The following is an 18,309-nucleotide window of genomic DNA, read 5'->3' on the forward strand; positions in this document are numbered from 1 at the left end:
GACAACACCGATGAACTTTTCGAAATTCTTCATTACCCGGCCGATCTTCGCCGCGGTACTGTCGCTGGTGCTGCTGATCGCGGGTTCGATCTCGCTGTTCCAGCTGCCGATCAGCGAATACCCCGAAGTGGTGCCGCCCACAGTGGTGGTGCGCGCCAACTTCCCCGGCGCCAACCCCAAGGTGATCGGCGAGACCGTCGCCGCGCCGCTTGAGCAAGCCATCACCGGTGTCGAGAACATGCTGTACATGTCCTCGCAATCCACCGCCGACGGCAAGCTGACCCTGACCATCACCTTCGCCCTGGGCACCGACCTGGACAACGCCCAGGTGCAGGTGCAGAACCGCGTGACCCGCACCCAGCCCAAGCTGCCGGAAGAAGTGACCCGTATCGGTATCACCGTCGACAAGGCCTCGCCCGACCTGACCATGGTCGTGCACCTGACCTCGCCGGACAACCGCTACGACATGCTCTACCTGTCCAACTACGCCATCCTCAACATCAAGGATGAGCTGGCGCGCCTGGGCGGCGTGGGTGACGTGCAGCTGTTCGGCATGGGCGACTACTCGCTGCGCGTGTGGCTCGATCCGAACAAGACCGCCTCGCGCAACCTGACCGCCAGCGACGTGGTGGCCGCCATTCGCGAGCAGAACCGCCAGGTCGCCGCCGGCCAGCTCGGCGCCCCGCCCGCCCCCGGTTCGACTAGCTTCCAGCTGTCGATCAACACCCAGGGCCGCCTGGTCAACGAGGAAGAGTTCGAGAACATCATCATCCGTGCCGGCGCCAACGGCGAGATCACCCGCCTGAAGGACATCGCCCGGGTCGAACTCGGCTCCAGCCAGTACGCCTTGCGCTCGCTGCTGAACAACCAGCCGGCCGTGGCCATCCCGATCTTCCAGCGCCCGGGCTCCAACGCCATCGAGATCTCCGACGAAGTACGGGCGAAGATGGCCGAGCTGAAGAAGGACTTCCCCGAAGGCATGGACTACAGCATCGTCTATGACCCGACGGTGTTCGTCCGCGGCTCCATCGAGGCGGTGGTGCACACCCTGTTCGAAGCGCTGGTCCTGGTGGTGCTGGTCGTCATCCTGTTCCTGCAGACCTGGCGCGCCTCGATCATCCCGCTGCTGGCCGTGCCGGTGTCGCTGATCGGTACCTTCGCGGTGATGCACCTGTTCGGTTTCTCGCTCAACGCGCTATCGCTGTTCGGCCTGGTGCTGGCCATCGGTATCGTGGTGGACGACGCCATCGTCGTGGTGGAGAACGTCGAACGCAACATCGGGCTGGGCCTGAAACCGCTCGAGGCCACGCAGAAGGCCATGAGCGAAGTAACCGGGCCGATCATCGCCACGGCACTGGTGCTGTGCGCCGTGTTCGTGCCGGCGGCGTTCATCTCGGGCCTTACCGGTCAGTTCTACAAACAGTTCGCCCTGACCATCGCCATCTCCACCGTGATCTCGGCGTTCAACTCGCTGACCCTGTCGCCGGCCCTGGCCGCCGTGCTGCTCAAGGACCACCACGCGCCCAAGGACCGCTTCTCGCGGTTCCTGGAAAAACTGCTGGGCAGCTGGCTGTTCGCCCCGTTCAACCGCTTCTTCGACCGCGCCAGCCATGGCTACGTCGGTGGCGTGCGCCGGGTCATCCGTTCCAGCGGTATCGCCCTGTTCGTGTATGCCGGCCTGATGGGCCTGACCTACCTGGGCTTCTCGTCCACCCCGACCGGCTTCGTGCCGTCCCAGGACAAGCAGTACCTGGTGGCCTTCGCCCAGTTGCCTGACGCCGCCAGCCTCGACCGCACCGAGGCGGTGATCAAGAAGATGAGCGAGATCGCCCTCAAGCAGCCAGGCGTGGCCGACTCGGTGGCCTTCCCGGGACTGTCGATCAACGGTTTCACCAACAGCCCGAACAGCGGCATCGTGTTCACCCCGCTCAAGCCGTTCGACGAGCGCAAGGACCCGAGCCAGTCGGCGGCAGCCATCGCCGCCGCGCTGAACGCCCAGTTCGCAGATATCCAGGACGCCTACATCGCGATCTTCCCGCCTCCGCCGGTACAAGGCCTGGGCACCATCGGCGGCTTCCGCCTGCAGATCGAGGACCGCGGCAACCTGGGCTATGAAGCGCTGTACAAGGAAACCCAGAACATCATCGCCAAGAGCCACAACGTGCCGGAACTGGCGGGCCTGTTCACCAGCTACCAGGTCAACGTGCCGCAGGTCGATGCCGCCATCGACCGGGAAAAGGCCAAGACCCATGGCGTGGCGATCAACGACATCTTCGACACCCTGCAGGTCTACCTGGGCTCGCTGTACACCAACGACTTCAACCGCTTTGGCCGTACCTACCAAGTCAACGTCCAGGCCGAGCAGCAGTTCCGCCTCGACGCCGAACAGATCGGTCAGCTGAAGGTGCGCAACAACCTGGGCGAGATGATCCCGCTGGCGACCTTCCTCAAGGTCAGCGACACCTCGGGGCCTGACCGCGTGATGCACTACAACGGCTTCATCACCGCCGAGATCAACGGTGCCGCAGCCCCCGGCTACAGCTCCGGCCAGGCCGAGGCTGCGATCGAGAAGCTGCTCAAGGAGGAACTGCCCAACGGCATGACCTTCGAGTGGACCGACCTGACCTACCAGCAGATCCTCTCGGGCAATACCGCGCTGTTCGTGTTCCCGCTGTGCGTGCTGCTGGCCTTCCTGGTGCTGGCCGCCCAGTACGAAAGCTGGAGCCTGCCGCTGGCGGTGATCCTGATCGTGCCGATGACCCTGCTGTCGGCCATCACCGGGGTGATCATCTCCGGTGGCGACAACAACATCTTCACCCAGATCGGCCTGATCGTACTGGTGGGCCTGGCGTGCAAGAACGCGATCCTGATCGTCGAGTTCGCCAAGGATGAACAGGCCAAGGGCCTCGACCCGCTGGCTGCGGTACTGGAAGCCTGCCGTCTGCGTCTGCGGCCGATCCTGATGACCTCGATCGCCTTCATCATGGGTGTGGTGCCGCTGGTGTTCTCCTCCGGCGCCGGTGCCGAGATGCGTCACGCCATGGGTGTGGCGGTGTTCTCGGGGATGATCGGGGTGACCGTGTTCGGCCTGTTCCTGACCCCGGTGTTCTTCTTCCTGATCCGCCGTTTCGTCGAGCGTCGCCAGGCCCGCAAGGCCGAGCACGCCGTGGCACTGGAGAACCATGCATGAAGTTGCTCAAACCCCTGACCCCGAGCCTGCTGGCACTGGCCCTGGCGGCCTGCGCGGTGGGCCCGGACTACCAGGCCCCGCTGACCGAACCGGCCAAGCTGGACGCCGGCCTTGAAGCCAAAGCCTATGACCGCAGCCGCTTCGAGAGCGTGTGGTGGAAACAGTTCGACGACCCGGTGCTGAACCAGCTGGTGCAGGCATCGCTGGACGGCAACCGCGACCTGCGCGTGGCCTTCGCCCGCCTGAAAGCGGCGCGGTCGATTCGCGAGGACGTGTCCAACGACCAGATCCCCGTGGTCACCAGCCGCGCCAGCAGCGACCTGGGCAAGGGCCAGGTCCCTGGCCAGACCGAGCGCCGGGTCAATAGCGAACGCTATGACCTGGGCCTGGACATGGCCTGGGAGCTTGACCTGTTCGGCCGCATCCAGCGCCAGATCGAGGCCAGCGAAGCCCAGGAAGCGGCGGCAGAGGCCGACCTGCAGCAACTGCAGGTCAGCCTGATCGCCGAGCTGGTCGACGCCTACGGTCAATTGCGCGGCGCGCAACTGCGCGAGCAGATCGCCGTGGCCAACCTGAAGACCCAACAGCAGTCGCGGGACATCACCGTGACCCTGCGCGACACCGGGGTCGGCAACGAGCTCGACGTGGTCCGCGCCGACGCCCGCCTGGCGGGTGTCGAAGCCACCGTGCCGCAATTGCAGGCCGAACAGGTACGGGCGAAGAACCGCATCGCCACCCTGCTCGGCCAGCGCCCGGACGCCATGACCATGGACCTGTCGCCCAAGGCCCTGCCGGCCATCGCCAAGGCCTTGCCGGTGGGCGACCCCGGCGAGCTGCTGCGCCGCCGCCCGGACATCCGCAGCGCCGAGCGCCAGCTGGCTGCGGCCACGGCCAACGTCGGCGTGGCCACCGCCGACCTGTTCCCGCGGGTCAGCCTCAGTGGTTTCCTCGGCTTCACCGCCGCCCGCGGTTCGCAGATCGGTTCCTCGGCGGCCAACGCCTGGGCGCTGGGCCCGAGCATCACCTGGGCAGCGTTCGACCTGGGCAGCGTGCGCGCCCGCCTGCGCGGCGCAAAGGCCGATGCCGAAGGGGCGCTGGCCAACTACGAACAGCAAGTGCTGCTGGCCCTGGAAGAGTCCTCCAACGCCTTCAGCGACTACGGCAAGCGCCAGCAGCGCCTGCTGGCGCTGATGCGCCAGAGCGACGCCAGCCGCAAGGCGGCGGACCTGGCCTCGGTGCGCTACCGCGAAGGCACGGTGGACTACCTGGTGCTGCTCGACGCCGAGCGCGAGCGCCTGAGCGCCGAAGACGCCCAGGCCCAGGGCGAGGTCGAGCTGTACAGCGGCATCGTCGCGATCTACAAGGCGCTTGGCGGCGGCTGGCAACCCGAAGTGGTGGCCAGCTCGCGCTGACCGCCCCCTGATGTGAAGACTCCTTTGGTTGGTTCCTCCCCCAACCGTTTGCCCCGAAGGCCTTGGTCTTCGGGGCTTTTTTATGCGCCGCTGGCGGGGCACGCGCCCTGTGGGACATGCTCCCTGGCCCGGGCAATCGCCGCCTGTATCGCCCCTCGTGCCTGGGGGCTGTTCTTCCAGCAACTGCTGCCCACCAACCCGGCAGCCTCGGTGACGATCTGCAAGGCATCGGCTTCGGCCAGCCGTGCCAACGAGCCATACCCCAGTTGTTCAAGGCGCTGCACCACGGTCGGGCCCACGCCCTTGACCGCCAGCAGCACCGCCCGCTCATCCGCACTGAACGCCATCTTCACCTCCCTGTAACGTCGTGGCTTTGCAAATGCGGCGAATGATGGCATATATCGAAGTCCACCTGCCCACCCCCACCAGGAGAATCCCCATGCTCGGCGTGACCGACTACGGCGCTTTCGTGATCGCGTTCCTCATCCTCCTGGCGATCCCCGGGCCCGGCAACTTCGCCCTAATCACCGCCACCGGCAAGGGCGGCATCAAGGGCGGGCTGGCCGCCACCTTCGGAGTGATCCTCGGCGACCAGGTGCTGATGTGGCTGGCGGTGGCCGGCGTGGCCACCTTGCTGGCCACCTACCCCACCGCCTTCCACGTGGTGCAGTGGGCCGGCGCCGCCTACCTGGCCTGGCTCGGCCTGCGCATGGTGCTGAGCAAGCCCGGCGGCGCCCCGCGCGAGAGCCGCATGGCCAGCGGCCGCTACCTGCGCCAAACCATGATGATCACCCTGCTCAACCCCAAGGCGATCATGTTCTACATGGCATTCTTCCCGCTGTTCATCGATCCGGTGCGCCACCAGGGCGTGGTCACCTTCGCCTTCATGGCGCTGACCGTGGCCGGGCTTACCTTGCTCTACGGCCTGATCGCGGTGTTCCTTACCCACCGACTGGCCGAGCGCATGCGCGCCAGCCCGCGCATCGCCAACCTGCTCGAACGCCTTGCCGGCGCTTGCCTGGTCGGCTTCGGCATCAAGCTGGCGGCGTTGCGCTGAGGCTCAGGCGTCGCGCAGCAGGTCGTGGGCGTCGAGCAGGCGGAAGGCCACTTGCGGGTTGCGCTCGAGGCCCCGGCGGATCGCCGCGGGGATGGCTTGGCGCGTCTTGCGGCACAGGCCCAACTGCGCCTCCAGCTCGATGACGATACCGCGCATGGTGCGCACTTCGTTGAAGCCTGGGGCGATGTGCACGCGGATGCCGAGCTGCTCGTAGAGGCGTGATTGCAGGCGCTGCAGGTCTTCAAGATCCCTGAGGTTCTCCAGGCGCTCGACCAGGCGCTTTTCCTCCTCGCGGGTGAGCAGCAGGATGCGCCGCTCGGGGCCGTCGGCCAGGCGTTCGCGGCCGCAATCGCAGGCGCCCGGCGGGCATGGGTGGCGCAAGGGAGGCAGGTTGGTCATGGGGGCAAGGATAGTCGCTACTCGACAACAGCAGGAAGTGGCCGTGACGCGATTGCGGCCTGTCCTGACTATCCTCCCGCCAGCAGGCTCCGGTCGAACATGAACGCCCCGCTCCCCTGCGGGGTATGCCGGTACAGTTGCTGTGGCCGTCCCAACCTGGGCTGGTTCTTCTCTCCGGTGTCTTGCACCCAACCTTCGCTCCGCATGCGCTCCAGGCGTTTGCGCAGCGAGGTGTTGTTCACCGGTTGCCCCAGGCACGCCTGAACTGCTGCCAGGGCTTCCAGCACGGTGAACCGCTCGGGTGCCAGATACAACGGCAGGTTGGTGTACACGGTCTTGGCCGCCAGCCGCTCATACGCGCGCTCGACCAGCAGGCGATGGTCGAACGGCAATGGTGGCTCATTGTCCAGGACGCCTTGCAGATCGAAAAAGGCAATCTGCGGATCCGCCACCACGACCGCAGGATCGAGCAACGCCAGATAGTAGGTGCTCAAGGTCCACCCCCGAGGATCGCGGGTCCCATTGCCCTCGGTGCCGACCTGCTCCAGGTGGCGTGGGTACACCTTGGCCTTTTCCGCAAGGGCCCGGCAGGCGGCAGCATCCAGGTTGTTGTCCGCAGTACTGCCATTGACGATGACGCCCGGCAAGGCCCACTGGCCCTTGTAGGGCATGCGTTGGCGCTGGTGCAGCAAGACCTGCAGGCGCTGGCTTTCAGGCGTCAGGCGCAGGGCGACGATATCCACGCTGGCCAGGACTTCTGCGCTGCTCAAGATGGCACTCCATTTTCAAATACGTAAATATTACACCAGGTCAATTAAGTTGGTCAAGCATAAAATTTTATGGAGGATATGGCTTGACATACATAATTCACCAGATGAAATATATAGCCACCCAAGCGAGAGGAGGCCTCCAAATGAACATTGCCAGCTTCGACGTCGATGCGCAGAACGGCTTCACCCCCAATGCCCCGCATGAGCTGCCCGTTCCCGACGGCCACCTGATCGCCCCCGCGCTCAACGCCATGGCCCGACGCGCCTCACTGCGTCTGGGCAGCAAGGACGCCCACCCGGCAAACGCCGCCTGGGTGGTCGCCGAATCCGCAAAGATGCTGCAACCCCTGCCCCTGGCCAACGCCGACCTGACCTGGGTCAGCCACTGCGTCCCCGGCACGCCCGGCTTCGAACTGCTCCCCGGCCTGCCCGCCCCCATCGACTACGACTACTTCGTCTGGAAAGGCGTCGAACCCGACCTGCACCCCTACGGCGCCTGCTACCACGACCTGGCGGAACGCCGCTCCACCGGTGTCATCGAGTTCCTCAAGGTGCAACAGGTACAGGCGATCATCGTTGGCGGCCTGGCGCTGGACTACTGCGTGCGCACCACCGCCCTGCAACTGCGCCGCGCCGGTTTCGAGGTGTTGTTGTACCTGCCGGCCTGCCGCGCACTGAGCGCTGAGGGCGCACAGGCTGCCTGCACTGCAATGGCCAATGCCGGCATCCACTTGTGCGGCGACGAACAGGCCCTCGACGCCCAGCTCACCGCCCTCAAGAAGGCTCGCCCATGAGCGACAGCGTTTTCGGCCCACGGATCATCCAGAACCTGCTGGACACCGACTTCTACAAGATCACCATGATGCAGGCGGTGCTGCACAACTACCCCAACGCCGAGGTGGAATGGGAGTTCCGCTGCCGCAACAACGAGGACCTGGCGCCCTACCTCGCCGAGATCCGCTACCAGGTCGAGCAGTTGGCCGATGTGTCGATCACCCACGACCAGTTGGCCTACCTGGAGAAGATCCCGTTCATCAAGCCGGACTTCATTCGCTTCCTCAGCCTGTTCCGCTTCAACCTGCGTTATGTGCAGGTGGGCCTGGACGACGCCGGGCAGTTGGCGATCCGCCTGCGCGGCCCCTGGTTGCACGTGATCCTGTTCGAGATCCCGCTGCTGGCGATCATCAGTGAAGTGCGCAACCGCTATCGCTACCGCGAGGTGGTGATCGAACAGGTCGGCGAGCGCCTCTACCAGAAACTCGACTGGCTCAAGACCGAGGACAGCAGCGACGAGCTGGCCGGCCTGCAACTGGCCGACTTCGGAACCCGCCGGCGTTTCTCCTACCGGGTGCAGGAAGAGGTGGTGCACATCCTCAAACGTGACTTCCCCGGGCGCTTCGTCGGCACCAGCAACGTGCACCTGGCCCGCGAGTACCAGGTCAAGCCCATCGGAACCATGGCCCACGAATGGTTCATGGCCCACCAGCAGCTCGGCCCGCGCCTGGTGGACAGCCAAGCCGCCGCCCTCGAGTGCTGGGTGCGCGAGTACCGCGGCCAGCTGGGCATCGCCCTGACCGATTGCATCGGCATGGACGCGTTCATGAAGGACTTCGACCTGTACTTCGCCAAGCTCTTCGATGGTCTGCGCCATGACTCGGGCGAGCCGCTGGCCTGGGCCGAGAAAGCCATCGCCCACTATGAACGGCTGGGTATGGACCCGAAGGGCAAGACCCTGATTTTCTCCGACGGGCTGGACTTCGAGAAGATGCTGACCCTCTACCGCGCCCTGCACGGGCGGATCAACGTCAGCTTCGGTATCGGCACCAACCTGACCTGCGACATCCCCGGCGTCACGCCGATGAACATCGTGATCAAGATGACCGCCTGCAACGGCGCACCAGTGGCGAAGATTTCCGACAGCCCGGGCAAGACCCAGTGCCGGGACGAGAACTTCGTGGCGTACCTGCGGCATGTGTTCAACCGCTGAAAAGTAGCTCCCTTCGCTTTCATCCCACCAGCAACAAGGAACTGCAGCATGCTCCCCCGCAAACCTGTAATGCGTTACCTGACCAGAAGCAAATTCGAGTACCTGCTTGAAGACAAAGGCATCTATGTAAGCGCCGCCTGCGATCAGTCGGACCCGCACGAAGGCGACTACGACTACCGCTACCTTTCCAGGCACCTGCGCAATGAAGCTAATTGCGAGGAGGAACTGATGGAAAAAGTCGACGACATGATGCTTGGTAGGATGAAAGCCGGGCGAGAAACCACTTACCTGAGCTGCTGGTATTGCTCCGATGAGGAATCACCCGCGATGTGGAAAGAGTATGGCGCAGACGGTGTCATCATCTTCAGTACCGACCTGGCGCTGAATTTCGCACTGCCCAAACCGTTGAACCAAACCACCGAATTTTATGAGTTGACTTACAGTGACCAGCTCAAGCTGCAGGCCAACCAACAACCGTTCCGCTTCAAGAATGGGCGATACGAGCATGAGAAAGAATTCCGTGTGGAGTTCAACCTGCTCGCTTATTCGGTCCTGACCGGCTTCGAGCCACGTAACGAAGTAAGGGTAGGCGGAGTTCTCTCTCACGAGTGCGACGAGATCACCTCGTGCATGTCACCAGAGGCGCGGGCTAAGAGTCATCACGTCATTCGCCGCAAAGGCAAGGGTTATGTCCTCGCCTACCCGCTCGCCAAGATCATCCACGAGGTGCGCGTGCATCCCAATGCATCGGATGAGGAGCTCGAGGAAGTACGCGCATCCTTGAAAGCGTGTGGCATCGATTGCACCGTCAGGCACTCCTCACTCCGCGGGCTTCTCGTTGAGCAAGAACCGGCCTGATGTACAACGCAGACAAACGCGAGGGGAATGGCACGCTTCGAGGGCAGAGCTCATCGACACACAGCAATGATTTTCCACTGCCCCTCGTTGCCACGCACATTTGCTTGTATGGTGTTGTCAAAGAAGGATGTTTTACCCGCACAGGAAAGACCAGATGCCCCAACGCAATGTCATCAACGCCTCCGTCAGCCCCAAGGGCAGCCTGGAGACGCTGTCGCAACGTGAAGTCCAGCAACTGAGCGAAGTCGGTACCGGCAGCCTCTACACCCTGTTCCGCCAGTGCGCCCTGGCCATCCTCAACACCGGCGCCCATGTCGATAATGCCAAGACCATCCTCGAGGCCTACAAGGACTTTGAGGTACGCATCCACCAGCAGGACCGCGGCGTGCGCCTGGAACTGCTCAACGCCCCGGCCGACGCCTTCGTCGATGGCGAGATGATCGCCAGTACCCGCGAGATGCTGTTCAGCGCCCTGCGCGACATCGTCTACACCGAGAGCGAACTGGCCAGCCAGCGCATCGACCTGGAAAGCTCGCAAGGCATCACCGACTACGTCTTCCACCTGCTGCGCAACGCCCGCACCCTGCGCCCCGGTGTCGAGCCGAAGATGGTGGTGTGCTGGGGCGGCCACTCGATCAGCACCGAGGAATACCAGTACACCAAGAAGGTCGGCCACGAGCTGGGCCTGCGCAAGCTGGACGTCTGCACCGGCTGCGGCCCGGGCGTGATGAAAGGGCCGATGAAGGGCGCCACCATCGCCCATGCCAAGCAGCGCATGCACGGCAGCCGCTACCTGGGCCTGACCGAGCCGGGCATCATCGCCGCCGAGGCGCCCAACCCGATCGTCAACGAGCTGGTGATCCTGCCGGACATCGAGAAGCGTCTTGAAGCCTTCGTGCGTGTCGGCCACGGCATCATCATCTTCCCGGGCGGCGCCGGTACCGCCGAGGAGTTCCTCTACCTGCTCGGCATCCTCATGCACCCGGACAACCAGGGCCTGCCGTTCCCGGTAGTGCTCACCGGGCCGCGCAGCGCCGAGCCGTTCCTGCTGCAGTTGCATGCCTTCGTCGGCGCCACCCTCGGCGAGGCGGCGCAGCGCCACTACCAGATCATCATCGACGACCCGGCCGAAGTGGCCCGGCAGATGGTCGAGGGGCTCAAGGCAGTCAAGCAGTTCCGCCGCGAGCGCAACGACGCCTTCCATTTCAACTGGCTGCTGAAGATCGACGAAGGCTTCCAGCGCCCGTTCGACCCGACCCACGAGAACATGGCCAACCTGGCCCTGCGCCGCGACCTGCCGCCCCATGAGCTGGCGGCCAATCTGCGCCGGGCGTTTTCGGGGGTGGTTGCCGGCAACGTCAAGGACAAGGGCATCCGCTTGATCGAAGAACACGGGCCTTACCAGATCCGTGGCGATGCGGCGATTCTCGACCCACTCGGGCGCCTGTTGCAGGCGTTCGTCGACCAGCACCGCATGAAGTTGCCCGGTGGGGCGGCGTATGTGCCGTGCTATGAAGTAGTGGCCTGAGGGCACTGGGGGCCGCTTTGCGGCCCTTTCGCCGGCGAACTGGCGCCCACAGCAGCCAATAAGTCCTGGTTTTTCGCAATATTTTGCAGATATTTCCTGCGCCAGGTGGTGAACCTGCCTACAAAAAAACGGTCTTTCGCTGACGGTCAATCCACCCGACCGGATCGCCGGCCCAGTCATCGGGCCTTCATTCGTCCTGTTTCAGCGAAGACCAGCATGCCAGACATCCAGCCCGCTTCCCCTGCCCTCACCGCCCTGCGCGGTGGCCTGATTGCCGCCCTGATCGCCCTCGCCGCCCCGGCCCATGCCGAAGAGCCGGCCACTGATGCGCGTTGGGTCAGTGACAGCCTGGCCACTTACGTACGCAGCGGCCCTACCGATGGCCATCGCATCGTCGGCACGCTCAAGTCCGGGCAGAAGGTCACTTTGGTCACCAGCCAAGGCAACTACAGCCAGGTACGCGGGCAGAGCGGCGACCTGGTGTGGATCCTCACCAGCGACCTGCAGGCGATGCCCGGCCAGAACGAGCGCCTGCCGCAGCTCGACGCCCAGGTGGCCGAACTGTCCGGCCAGCTCAAGACCATCGACGACAGCTGGAAGAACCGCGTGCAGGGCATGCAGGAGACCCTCGACTCGCGCAAGGCGCTGATCGACGAGCTGGAAACCCGCAACAAGGCACTCAACGAGCAGCTCGAGCAGAGCCAGTCGAGCCTGCGCGACACCCAGGCGCGCCTGGGGGACGAGAACAAGCAGGTGATGATGCGCTACATGGTGTATGGCGGCAGCATCGCCGGCGCCGGGCTGCTGGCGGGGCTGATCCTGCCGGCGCTGACCCGTGGGCGCAAACGCAACGATCGCTGGTTCTGACCAGCATGGCCGCTACATTTTCAAGAAAATGCTGAAACTGTTCCTGTGATTACGATGTTTTTGCGATAAATCTTGCAGGCTAAGGTTGCCCTACCTACCACTCAGGGACCCTGATGCCATGAAAGCCATCGTATTCACCCAACACGGCCTGCCACTGACCGACCCGGCCTCGCTCTACGACAGCGACCTGCCCGCGCCTGTACCCGGCCCACGCGATCTGCTGGTGGAGGTCCGCGCCATCGCGGTCAACCCGGTCGACACCAAGGTCCGCGCCGGCAGCGGCAGCACCGGCCAACCCAAGGTGCTGGGCTGGGACGCGGTCGGCGTGGTGCGCGCCATCGGCGAACAGGTGACCCTGTTCCAGCCCGGCGACGAGGTCTTCTATGCCGGCGCCATCGACCGCCCCGGTAGCTACAGCGAACTGCACCTGGTCGATGAGCGCATCGTCGGCCACAAGCCGCGCAGCCTGGACAATGCCAGCGCCGCCGCCCTGCCGCTGACCTCGATCACCGCCTGGGAGCTGCTGTTCGACCGCCTGGGCGTGCACGAAGGCGGCGGCGAAGGGCAAAGCCTGCTGATCGTCGGCGCCGGCGGTGGCGTGGGTTCGATCCTCACCCAACTGGCGCGCAAGCTCACCAACCTCACCGTGATCGGCACCGCCTCGCGCCCTGAAACCCAGGCCTGGGTAAGCCAACTCGGCGCCCACCAGGTGATCGATCACAACCAGCCGCTTGTGCCCCAGCTGGACGCCGTGGGTATTGGCCAGGTGGACCTGGTGATCAGCCTGACCCACACCGACCGCCACTTCGCGCAGTTGGTCGAGGTGCTGCGCCCACAAGGCCGCCTGGCACTGATCGACGACCCTGCCAGCCTCGATGTGGTGCCGCTCAAGCGCAAGTCGCTATCGTTGCACTGGGAGCTGATGTTCACCCGTTCGCTGTACCAGACCGCCGACATGATCAAGCAGCACGAACTGCTGGAGCGAATCGCCGGGCTGGTCGATGAAGGCGTGATCAAGACCACGCTGGGCGAGCACTTCGGCGCGATCAACGCGACCAACCTGCGCCGCGCCCACGAGTTGATCGAAAGCGGCAAGGCAAAGGGCAAGGTTGTACTGGAAGGTTTCTAGATTTCCGAGGGGCCAGGCAGCGGCGCTACGCCGCTCCTGCAGATTACTCAGCTAACCCAACTCGGCAAACTTCTCCCCCAGGTAGCTCCGCAACCGCTGGATCGCCGGCGACACCGCCTGACGGTGCACGCATACCAGTTGCAGCGGCGCCGCCTGGCCGCATTCCGATGGGAGCAGCTCCACCAGCCGCCCGGCCCGCACATCGGCCAGCACATCCAGCCGCGACTTGTAGACGATCCCCAGCCCCGCCACCGCCCAGCGGCGGACCACATCGGCATCGTCACTGGTGCGGTCGCCCGAAACGCTCACCGTCCTGACCCCATCCGGCAGGTGAAAGCCCCAACGCTCGTGGGTCTGTTCGCCCATCACATAGCGCAGGCAATTGTGCCCGGTCAGCTCCTCCGGGGTCCGCGGCGTGCCATGGCGGGCGATGTAGCTCGGCGCGGCGCATAGCGTGCGGCGGTTGTCCGGGGCCAAGGGCAGCGCCACCAGTCCCGAATCGGCCAACTGGCCGTAGCGGATACTGGCATCCAGGCGATCCCCCACCATGTCCGCCACCTGATCGCTCAGGCGCAGTTGCAGGCTGATGCCCGGGTGCTGCAACTGGAACTCGTCGAGCCAGGGCAGCAGCACATTGCGCCCCAAGTCCGAGGGCATCGACAGACGCAGCACCCCGCCGATCTCTTCGCGCCCTTGCTCCAGGGCCATTTCGCCCTCCACCAGTGCCTCGAGCACCTGGCGCGCATGGGGCAGGTAGCGTTGGCCTTCATCCGACAGACGCAGGCGCCGGGTCGAACGCACCAGCAGGCGGAACCCCAGGCTGCGCTCCAGGCGTTGCACCGCGCCGCTGGCCAGGGCCGGCGAGATGTCCAGCTGGCGCGCCGCCGCGGAGAAACTGCCGGTTGCCACGGTACTGACGAACACCTGCAGGTCGTCCATGCGCACGAGTTTCTTCATGCCGGCACCTCGTTGTCCAGGCGCCGCGCATCGCGGCGCACGGCCTGCGGCGGGATGCCGAAGCCGCGCAGGAACGCCTCGCGCAGATGCCGACGATCGCGAAAACCGGTCTCGCGAGCTACCACATCAAGGCTGTGGCGGCTCTGCTCGATCAGCAGCCGCGCCGCCTCAAGGCGCAGGCGCTCGATGGCCTTGGCCGGCGATTCACCGGTCTCGGCGCTGAACACGCGACTGAACTGACGCGGGCTCAGGTGTGCCACCTCGGCCAGCGTTTCGACGGTCAGGGGCTGCCCGAGGTGCCCGCGCACATGCTCCAGCGCCGCCTGGATACGGTCCGAGCGTGGCGCCATGGCCAACAGCTGTGAATGTTGCGATTGCCCGCCCGAACGGCGCTGGTGCATCACCAGGCGATGGGCCACGCCCCGGGCGATCTCGGCGCCCAGGTCCTGCTCGACCATGCCCAGGGCCATGTCGATGCAGGCGGTCATGCCGGCCGAGGTCCACAGGTTGCCATCGGCGATCAAGATGCGGTCTTCCTCCAGCTGGATGCGCGGGAACATCTCGCGGAACTCACGGGCAAAGGCCCAGTGGGTGGTGGCGCGACGCCCGTCGAGCAGGCCGGCCTGCGCCAGTATGAAAGCCCCGGTGCAGATACCTGCCGTGCGCCGGGCCTGGCCGCCGAGGCGCCGCACCAGCGCGACCGACTCGGGTGTAGGCGGTAACTCGACCGGCGACAAGGTGCCCGCCACCAGCCAGGTATCGGCATGGCTCGGCGAGCCTACCGCCTGGGTGTCGAGCACCAGGCCCAGCGAGGAACGCAGCGGGCCGCCAGCGACGCTGAAGTTGCCCAAGGCGTAGACCGGCCGCCCGGCCAGCAGGTTGGCGAACTCGAACACCGACTGCGAGGCCAGCGCCATCACCTGGAAACCTTCGCACAACAGATAACCGACCCGATGCATGGGTACACTCCGGAGCATGTCTCGAATACGTACTATATGCGTCATTTGCGCCAACGGCAAAGCCTAGCATCATGGCCTCACCCCAACCCACGGAGTCACAACCATGAGCTCGAAAGGCACCGCACTCATCACTGGCGCATCCACCGGCATCGGTGCTGTGTACGCCGAACAGCTGGCCCGCCGTGGCCACGACCTGATCCTGGTGGCGCGCAACCGCGAACGCCTCAACGCGCAGGCTGAGCGCCTCACCACCCTGACCGGCCGCAGCGTCGAGGTACTGCCGGCGGACCTGGCCGATGCCCGGGACCTGGCATCCATCGAAGCGCGCCTGCGCGAGGACGCCAGCATCGACCTGCTGGTCAACAATGCCGGGGTCGGCACCCACACCCCGCTGCTGGACAGCGACGTGGAGCAGATGAGCCGGATGATCGCCCTCAACGTCACTGCCCTCACCCGCCTGACCTACGCGGCGGTACCCGGCTTGGTCGCCCGCGGGCGCGGCGCGGTGATCAACATCTCGTCGGTGGTGAGCCTGGCGCCCGAACTGCTGAATGGCGTGTATGGCGCGAGCAAGGCCTATGTCACCGCCTTCAGCCAGTCGCTGCACAAGGAGCTGGCCGGCAGCGGCGTGCAGGTCCAGGCCGTGCTGCCTGGCGCCACCGCCACGGACTTCTGGGCCATCGGCGGGCTGCCGGTGGAAAACCTCGACCCGGCTATCGTGATGACGGCGCAGGACCTGGTCGAGGCGGCGCTGCAGGACTTCGATGAACAGCGGTTGATCTCGATCCCGTCACTGCATGAGTTCGAGCGCTACGAGGCTTTGGAGGCGGCGCGTCAGCGCCTGGTCGGACAACTGTCCAATCAGCGCCTGGCGCCGCGTTACCAAGAAAAGTGATGGGTTGGGTCAGCAGGATACGATGAGGTTCAAGTATTTAATAGCTCGTGCTTGTGATAAAGCGCCGCTGATACGGCGCATCGCTCACCATTGATCAAAACAGGAAAGCCTCCAGAAAATCGCACTAGCTAAAGGTATCGCGAAGACGTGTGCCAAGATCACTAAGGACATGGAGGATGTTATTAGCCGGGCCTGGACCATAGGCTTTACGAAGTTCCTTGCGTTCATTTACAGCATTTTCATACAGCAATATGCGTTGGTCATCATTATGGAAAAGTTCGCGCAGCGCAAGCCTTCGCGCTTCAAGTTTAGGCTCTTGCACAAGAAGCCTATAGTCGAGATGATACTTCATCGATGTCAGGTGATCATCTGCACCAACGGCCCACACGCGCGAATTTTCGAAGTCTGGCTCCTGCCCAGGCATACCCAGCAAATCAGCGCTGTATTCTTTTAACTTTTTGACTTTACCGTAATGTCTGACAACGTCCTTCTTGAACTCTTTGGTTGCTCGAAAAAGCTTGGGGTCCAGTGACAACCATTCCTCACGCAAAACGGGAAGGATCTTCTGTGCTTTCGGGGCACCACGAACATGCCCTGTACGATCCACATAGTTGATAGGATCCCCTTTACAATACCCATATGCGCCCACCCCCCCGTCTCCAAACGGGCTTAGTTTGTCAGGGGACTGGAATCGCATCAGTACTGGGTTATATGCCCGATATCCATTACCCAGCAGATACACACCCCTGTGTTCACAGAGCTGCCCGGTGAAACCCTGCATCATCGCCGCAGGACTCGCGCCATACGGGGTGTAGGTTACTGCCTGGCATGCACGATGCCAGCGATGCAGCACCGACATCTGCAAGTCAGTCGTAATCAATGCCTGAGTGTTACTTGAGCCAATGTTGTTCATGACAACCTGTCCGATGAGTTCATCCTCAAATCGACTATGTACACGCTGGATACACTGCACAACTGGCAAAATTGCCAGGTGGCTTTCTCCACACCGCGCCTTGTAACCAGAGGTCTACGCTTACCCGTTCATGACAACGACCTTCATCATGGACCGAGGCCCCCCATGCGACTGCTACTTCCCGCGCTCACCTTCGCCCTTGCCTGCGCCACCGCCCAGGCCGCCGACCCTACGCCCCAGGACCTGCTCCAGCAGGCCCAGGCCGAACAGCCGCACTACCTGGAAACCCTCAAGACCCTGGTGTCGGTGGATACCGGCACCGGTACCGAAGCGGGCCTGAAACAGGTCGGCGCCGAGCTGGTGAAACGCCTTGAGGCCCTCGGCGCCAAGGTCACCACCCAACCGGCCACGCCGTCGGTGGGCGACAACATCGTCGGCACCTTCAAGGGCACCGGCGACAAGGACTTCCTGCTGATGGTCCACTACGACACGGTGTTCGGCCCCGGTACCGTGGCCAAGCGTCCGTTCCGTATCGAAGGCGAGCGCGCCTATGGCCCTGGCGTGGCCGATGCCAAGGGCGGCGTGGCGATGATCCTGCATGCGCTGAAGCTGCTGCAGGACCAACAGTACAAGGGCTATCGCACCCTCACCGTGCTGTTCAACCCGGATGAGGAAATGGGCTCGGCAGGCTCCAGGCAGCTTATCGCCGAGCTGGCGCGCAAGCATGACTTCGTCTTTTCCTACGAGCCACCGGACAAGGACGCGGTGACTGTCGCCACGAACGGCATCAACCGCCTGAAACTCACGGTGAACGGCCGCGCCTCCCACGCCGGCTCCGCGCCCGAGGCCGGGCGCAACGCGCTGATCGAGCTGGCGCACCAGTTGCTGCAATTGAATGCCCTCGGCGACAAGGACAAAGGCACCACCGTCAACTGGACCCTGGCCAAGGCCGGAGAGAAGGCCAACATCATCCCTGCCCTGGCCAGCGCCGAGGCCGACATGCGTTATTCCGACCTGAGCGAGACCGAGCGGGTGCAGGAGGATGCCTTGCAGATCATCAAGAAGCAGTTGGTCGCCGATACCCAGGTCGAGCTGGTCATGGAAAAAGGCCGTCCGCCTCTGGCGAAGAACGACGCCTCCACACAGCTTGCACAAACTGCGCGGCAGCTCTACAGCAAGATCGACCGGCAACTGCAGCCCATCGCCATGCGCTTCGGCACCGACGCCGGCTATGCCTACGTGCCCGACAGCGACAAGCCCGCGGTGCTGGAGACCCTGGGTGTGGTCGGTGCCGGCCTGCATGGCGACGACGAGTACATGGAGATCGCCAGCGTGGCGCCGCGCCTGTACCTGACGGTGGCGATGATCAGGCAACTGGCGCAATAGGC

17 protein-coding genes are annotated in these 18,309 nt (G+C 64.3%); 11 read left to right on the forward strand and 6 right to left on the reverse strand.

From position 1 onward, the window contains the following. Positions 1-10: 10 nt before the first annotated feature. Positions 11-3,190 carry an efflux RND transporter permease subunit gene (locus CCOS191_RS14985; RefSeq protein ID WP_038705948.1) on the forward strand — a complete coding sequence of 1,060 codons (3,180 nt, stop codon included), beginning with the start codon at positions 11-13 and terminating at the stop codon, positions 3,188-3,190. Next, positions 3,187-4,602, forward strand: a complete 1,416-nt coding sequence (locus tag CCOS191_RS14990) for an efflux transporter outer membrane subunit (RefSeq protein ID WP_046855895.1) — start codon at positions 3,187-3,189, stop codon at positions 4,600-4,602. Before CCOS191_RS14985 ends, CCOS191_RS14990 begins: the two co-directional genes overlap by 4 nt. An 80-nt stretch (positions 4,603-4,682) precedes the next feature. Here the strand turns inward: CCOS191_RS14990 and CCOS191_RS14995 are convergent, their stop codons facing one another. Continuing rightward, entirely contained in the window at positions 4,683-4,949 is a 267-nt protein-coding gene (locus CCOS191_RS14995) for a Pathogenicity locus (protein ID WP_046855896.1), read from the reverse strand. 92 nt (positions 4,950-5,041) lie between these two features. Here CCOS191_RS14995 and CCOS191_RS15000 point away from each other — a divergent pair, with 92 nt between their 5' ends. Further along, positions 5,042-5,659: a LysE family transporter gene (locus CCOS191_RS15000; RefSeq protein WP_046855897.1), complete on the forward strand. Its 618-nt coding sequence runs from the start codon at positions 5,042-5,044 to the stop codon at positions 5,657-5,659. 3 nt (positions 5,660-5,662) lie between these two features. On the opposite strand, the gene CCOS191_RS15005 is transcribed toward CCOS191_RS15000, so the two are convergent. After that, on the reverse strand, positions 5,663-6,058 hold the full coding sequence (locus tag CCOS191_RS15005) for a hypothetical protein (RefSeq protein WP_046855898.1): 396 nt from the start codon (positions 6,056-6,058) through the stop codon (positions 5,663-5,665). A gap of 68 nt (positions 6,059-6,126) precedes the next feature. After that, positions 6,127-6,828: an NUDIX hydrolase gene (locus CCOS191_RS15010; RefSeq protein ID WP_046855899.1), complete on the reverse strand. Its 702-nt coding sequence runs from the start codon at positions 6,826-6,828 to the stop codon at positions 6,127-6,129. Positions 6,829-6,971: 143 nt separating this feature from the next. Here CCOS191_RS15010 and CCOS191_RS15015 point away from each other — a divergent pair, with 143 nt between their 5' ends. The 6 genes from CCOS191_RS15015 (at position 6,972) to CCOS191_RS15040 (ending at position 13,197) form a co-directional block, all read left to right on the forward strand. After that, positions 6,972-7,622: a nicotinamidase gene (locus CCOS191_RS15015; protein WP_046855900.1), complete on the forward strand. Its 651-nt coding sequence runs from the start codon at positions 6,972-6,974 to the stop codon at positions 7,620-7,622. Further along, positions 7,619-8,815 (forward strand): nicotinate phosphoribosyltransferase, encoded by a 1,197-nt coding sequence (gene pncB, locus CCOS191_RS15020; RefSeq protein ID WP_046855901.1) that lies wholly within the window; start codon positions 7,619-7,621, stop codon positions 8,813-8,815. The genes CCOS191_RS15015 and pncB overlap by 4 nt, the downstream gene beginning before the upstream one ends. 48 nt (positions 8,816-8,863) lie before the next feature. Continuing rightward, positions 8,864-9,673 (forward strand): hypothetical protein, encoded by an 810-nt coding sequence (locus CCOS191_RS15025; protein WP_046855902.1) that lies wholly within the window; start codon positions 8,864-8,866, stop codon positions 9,671-9,673. A 154-nt stretch (positions 9,674-9,827) separates the two neighbouring features. Further along, positions 9,828-11,201: a nucleotide 5'-monophosphate nucleosidase PpnN gene (gene ppnN, locus CCOS191_RS15030; RefSeq protein WP_046855903.1), complete on the forward strand. Its 1,374-nt coding sequence runs from the start codon at positions 9,828-9,830 to the stop codon at positions 11,199-11,201. Between the two features lie 216 nt (positions 11,202-11,417). Beyond that, positions 11,418-12,068, forward strand: coding sequence for a TIGR04211 family SH3 domain-containing protein (locus CCOS191_RS15035; protein WP_046855904.1), 651 nt, complete (start codon positions 11,418-11,420; stop codon positions 12,066-12,068). 118 nt (positions 12,069-12,186) lie between these two features. Continuing rightward, positions 12,187-13,197 carry a zinc-binding alcohol dehydrogenase family protein gene (locus CCOS191_RS15040; RefSeq protein ID WP_046855905.1) on the forward strand — a complete coding sequence of 337 codons (1,011 nt, stop codon included), beginning with the start codon at positions 12,187-12,189 and terminating at the stop codon, positions 13,195-13,197. A 51-nt stretch (positions 13,198-13,248) separates the two neighbouring features. On the opposite strand, the gene CCOS191_RS15045 is transcribed toward CCOS191_RS15040, so the two are convergent. Then, positions 13,249-14,154, reverse strand: coding sequence for a LysR family transcriptional regulator (locus CCOS191_RS15045; RefSeq protein ID WP_046855906.1), 906 nt, complete (start codon positions 14,152-14,154; stop codon positions 13,249-13,251). Then, complete coding sequence (locus CCOS191_RS15050) at positions 14,151-15,113, reverse strand: GlxA family transcriptional regulator (RefSeq protein ID WP_046855907.1); 963 nt, start codon at positions 15,111-15,113, stop codon at positions 14,151-14,153. Before CCOS191_RS15050 ends, CCOS191_RS15045 begins: the two co-directional genes overlap by 4 nt. A gap of 103 nt (positions 15,114-15,216) precedes the next feature. On the opposite strand from CCOS191_RS15050, the gene CCOS191_RS15055 reads away from it, so the two are divergent. Beyond that, entirely contained in the window at positions 15,217-16,008 is a 792-nt protein-coding gene (locus CCOS191_RS15055) for an SDR family NAD(P)-dependent oxidoreductase (RefSeq protein ID WP_046855908.1), read from the forward strand. Between the two features lie 124 nt (positions 16,009-16,132). Here the strand turns inward: CCOS191_RS15055 and CCOS191_RS27440 are convergent, their stop codons facing one another. Further along, entirely contained in the window at positions 16,133-16,921 is a 789-nt protein-coding gene (locus CCOS191_RS27440) for an RHS repeat-associated core domain-containing protein (protein WP_082120429.1), read from the reverse strand. A gap of 165 nt (positions 16,922-17,086) precedes the next feature. Between CCOS191_RS27440 and CCOS191_RS15065 the strand changes: the two genes are divergently transcribed. Further along, positions 17,087-18,307 carry a M20/M25/M40 family metallo-hydrolase gene (locus CCOS191_RS15065; RefSeq protein ID WP_046855910.1) on the forward strand — a complete coding sequence of 407 codons (1,221 nt, stop codon included), beginning with the start codon at positions 17,087-17,089 and terminating at the stop codon, positions 18,305-18,307. Positions 18,308-18,309: the final 2 nt, after the last annotated feature.

The organism is Pseudomonas sp. CCOS 191, from assembly GCF_001007005.1.
Classification (GTDB): Bacteria; Pseudomonadota; Gammaproteobacteria; order Pseudomonadales; family Pseudomonadaceae; genus Aquipseudomonas; species Aquipseudomonas soli.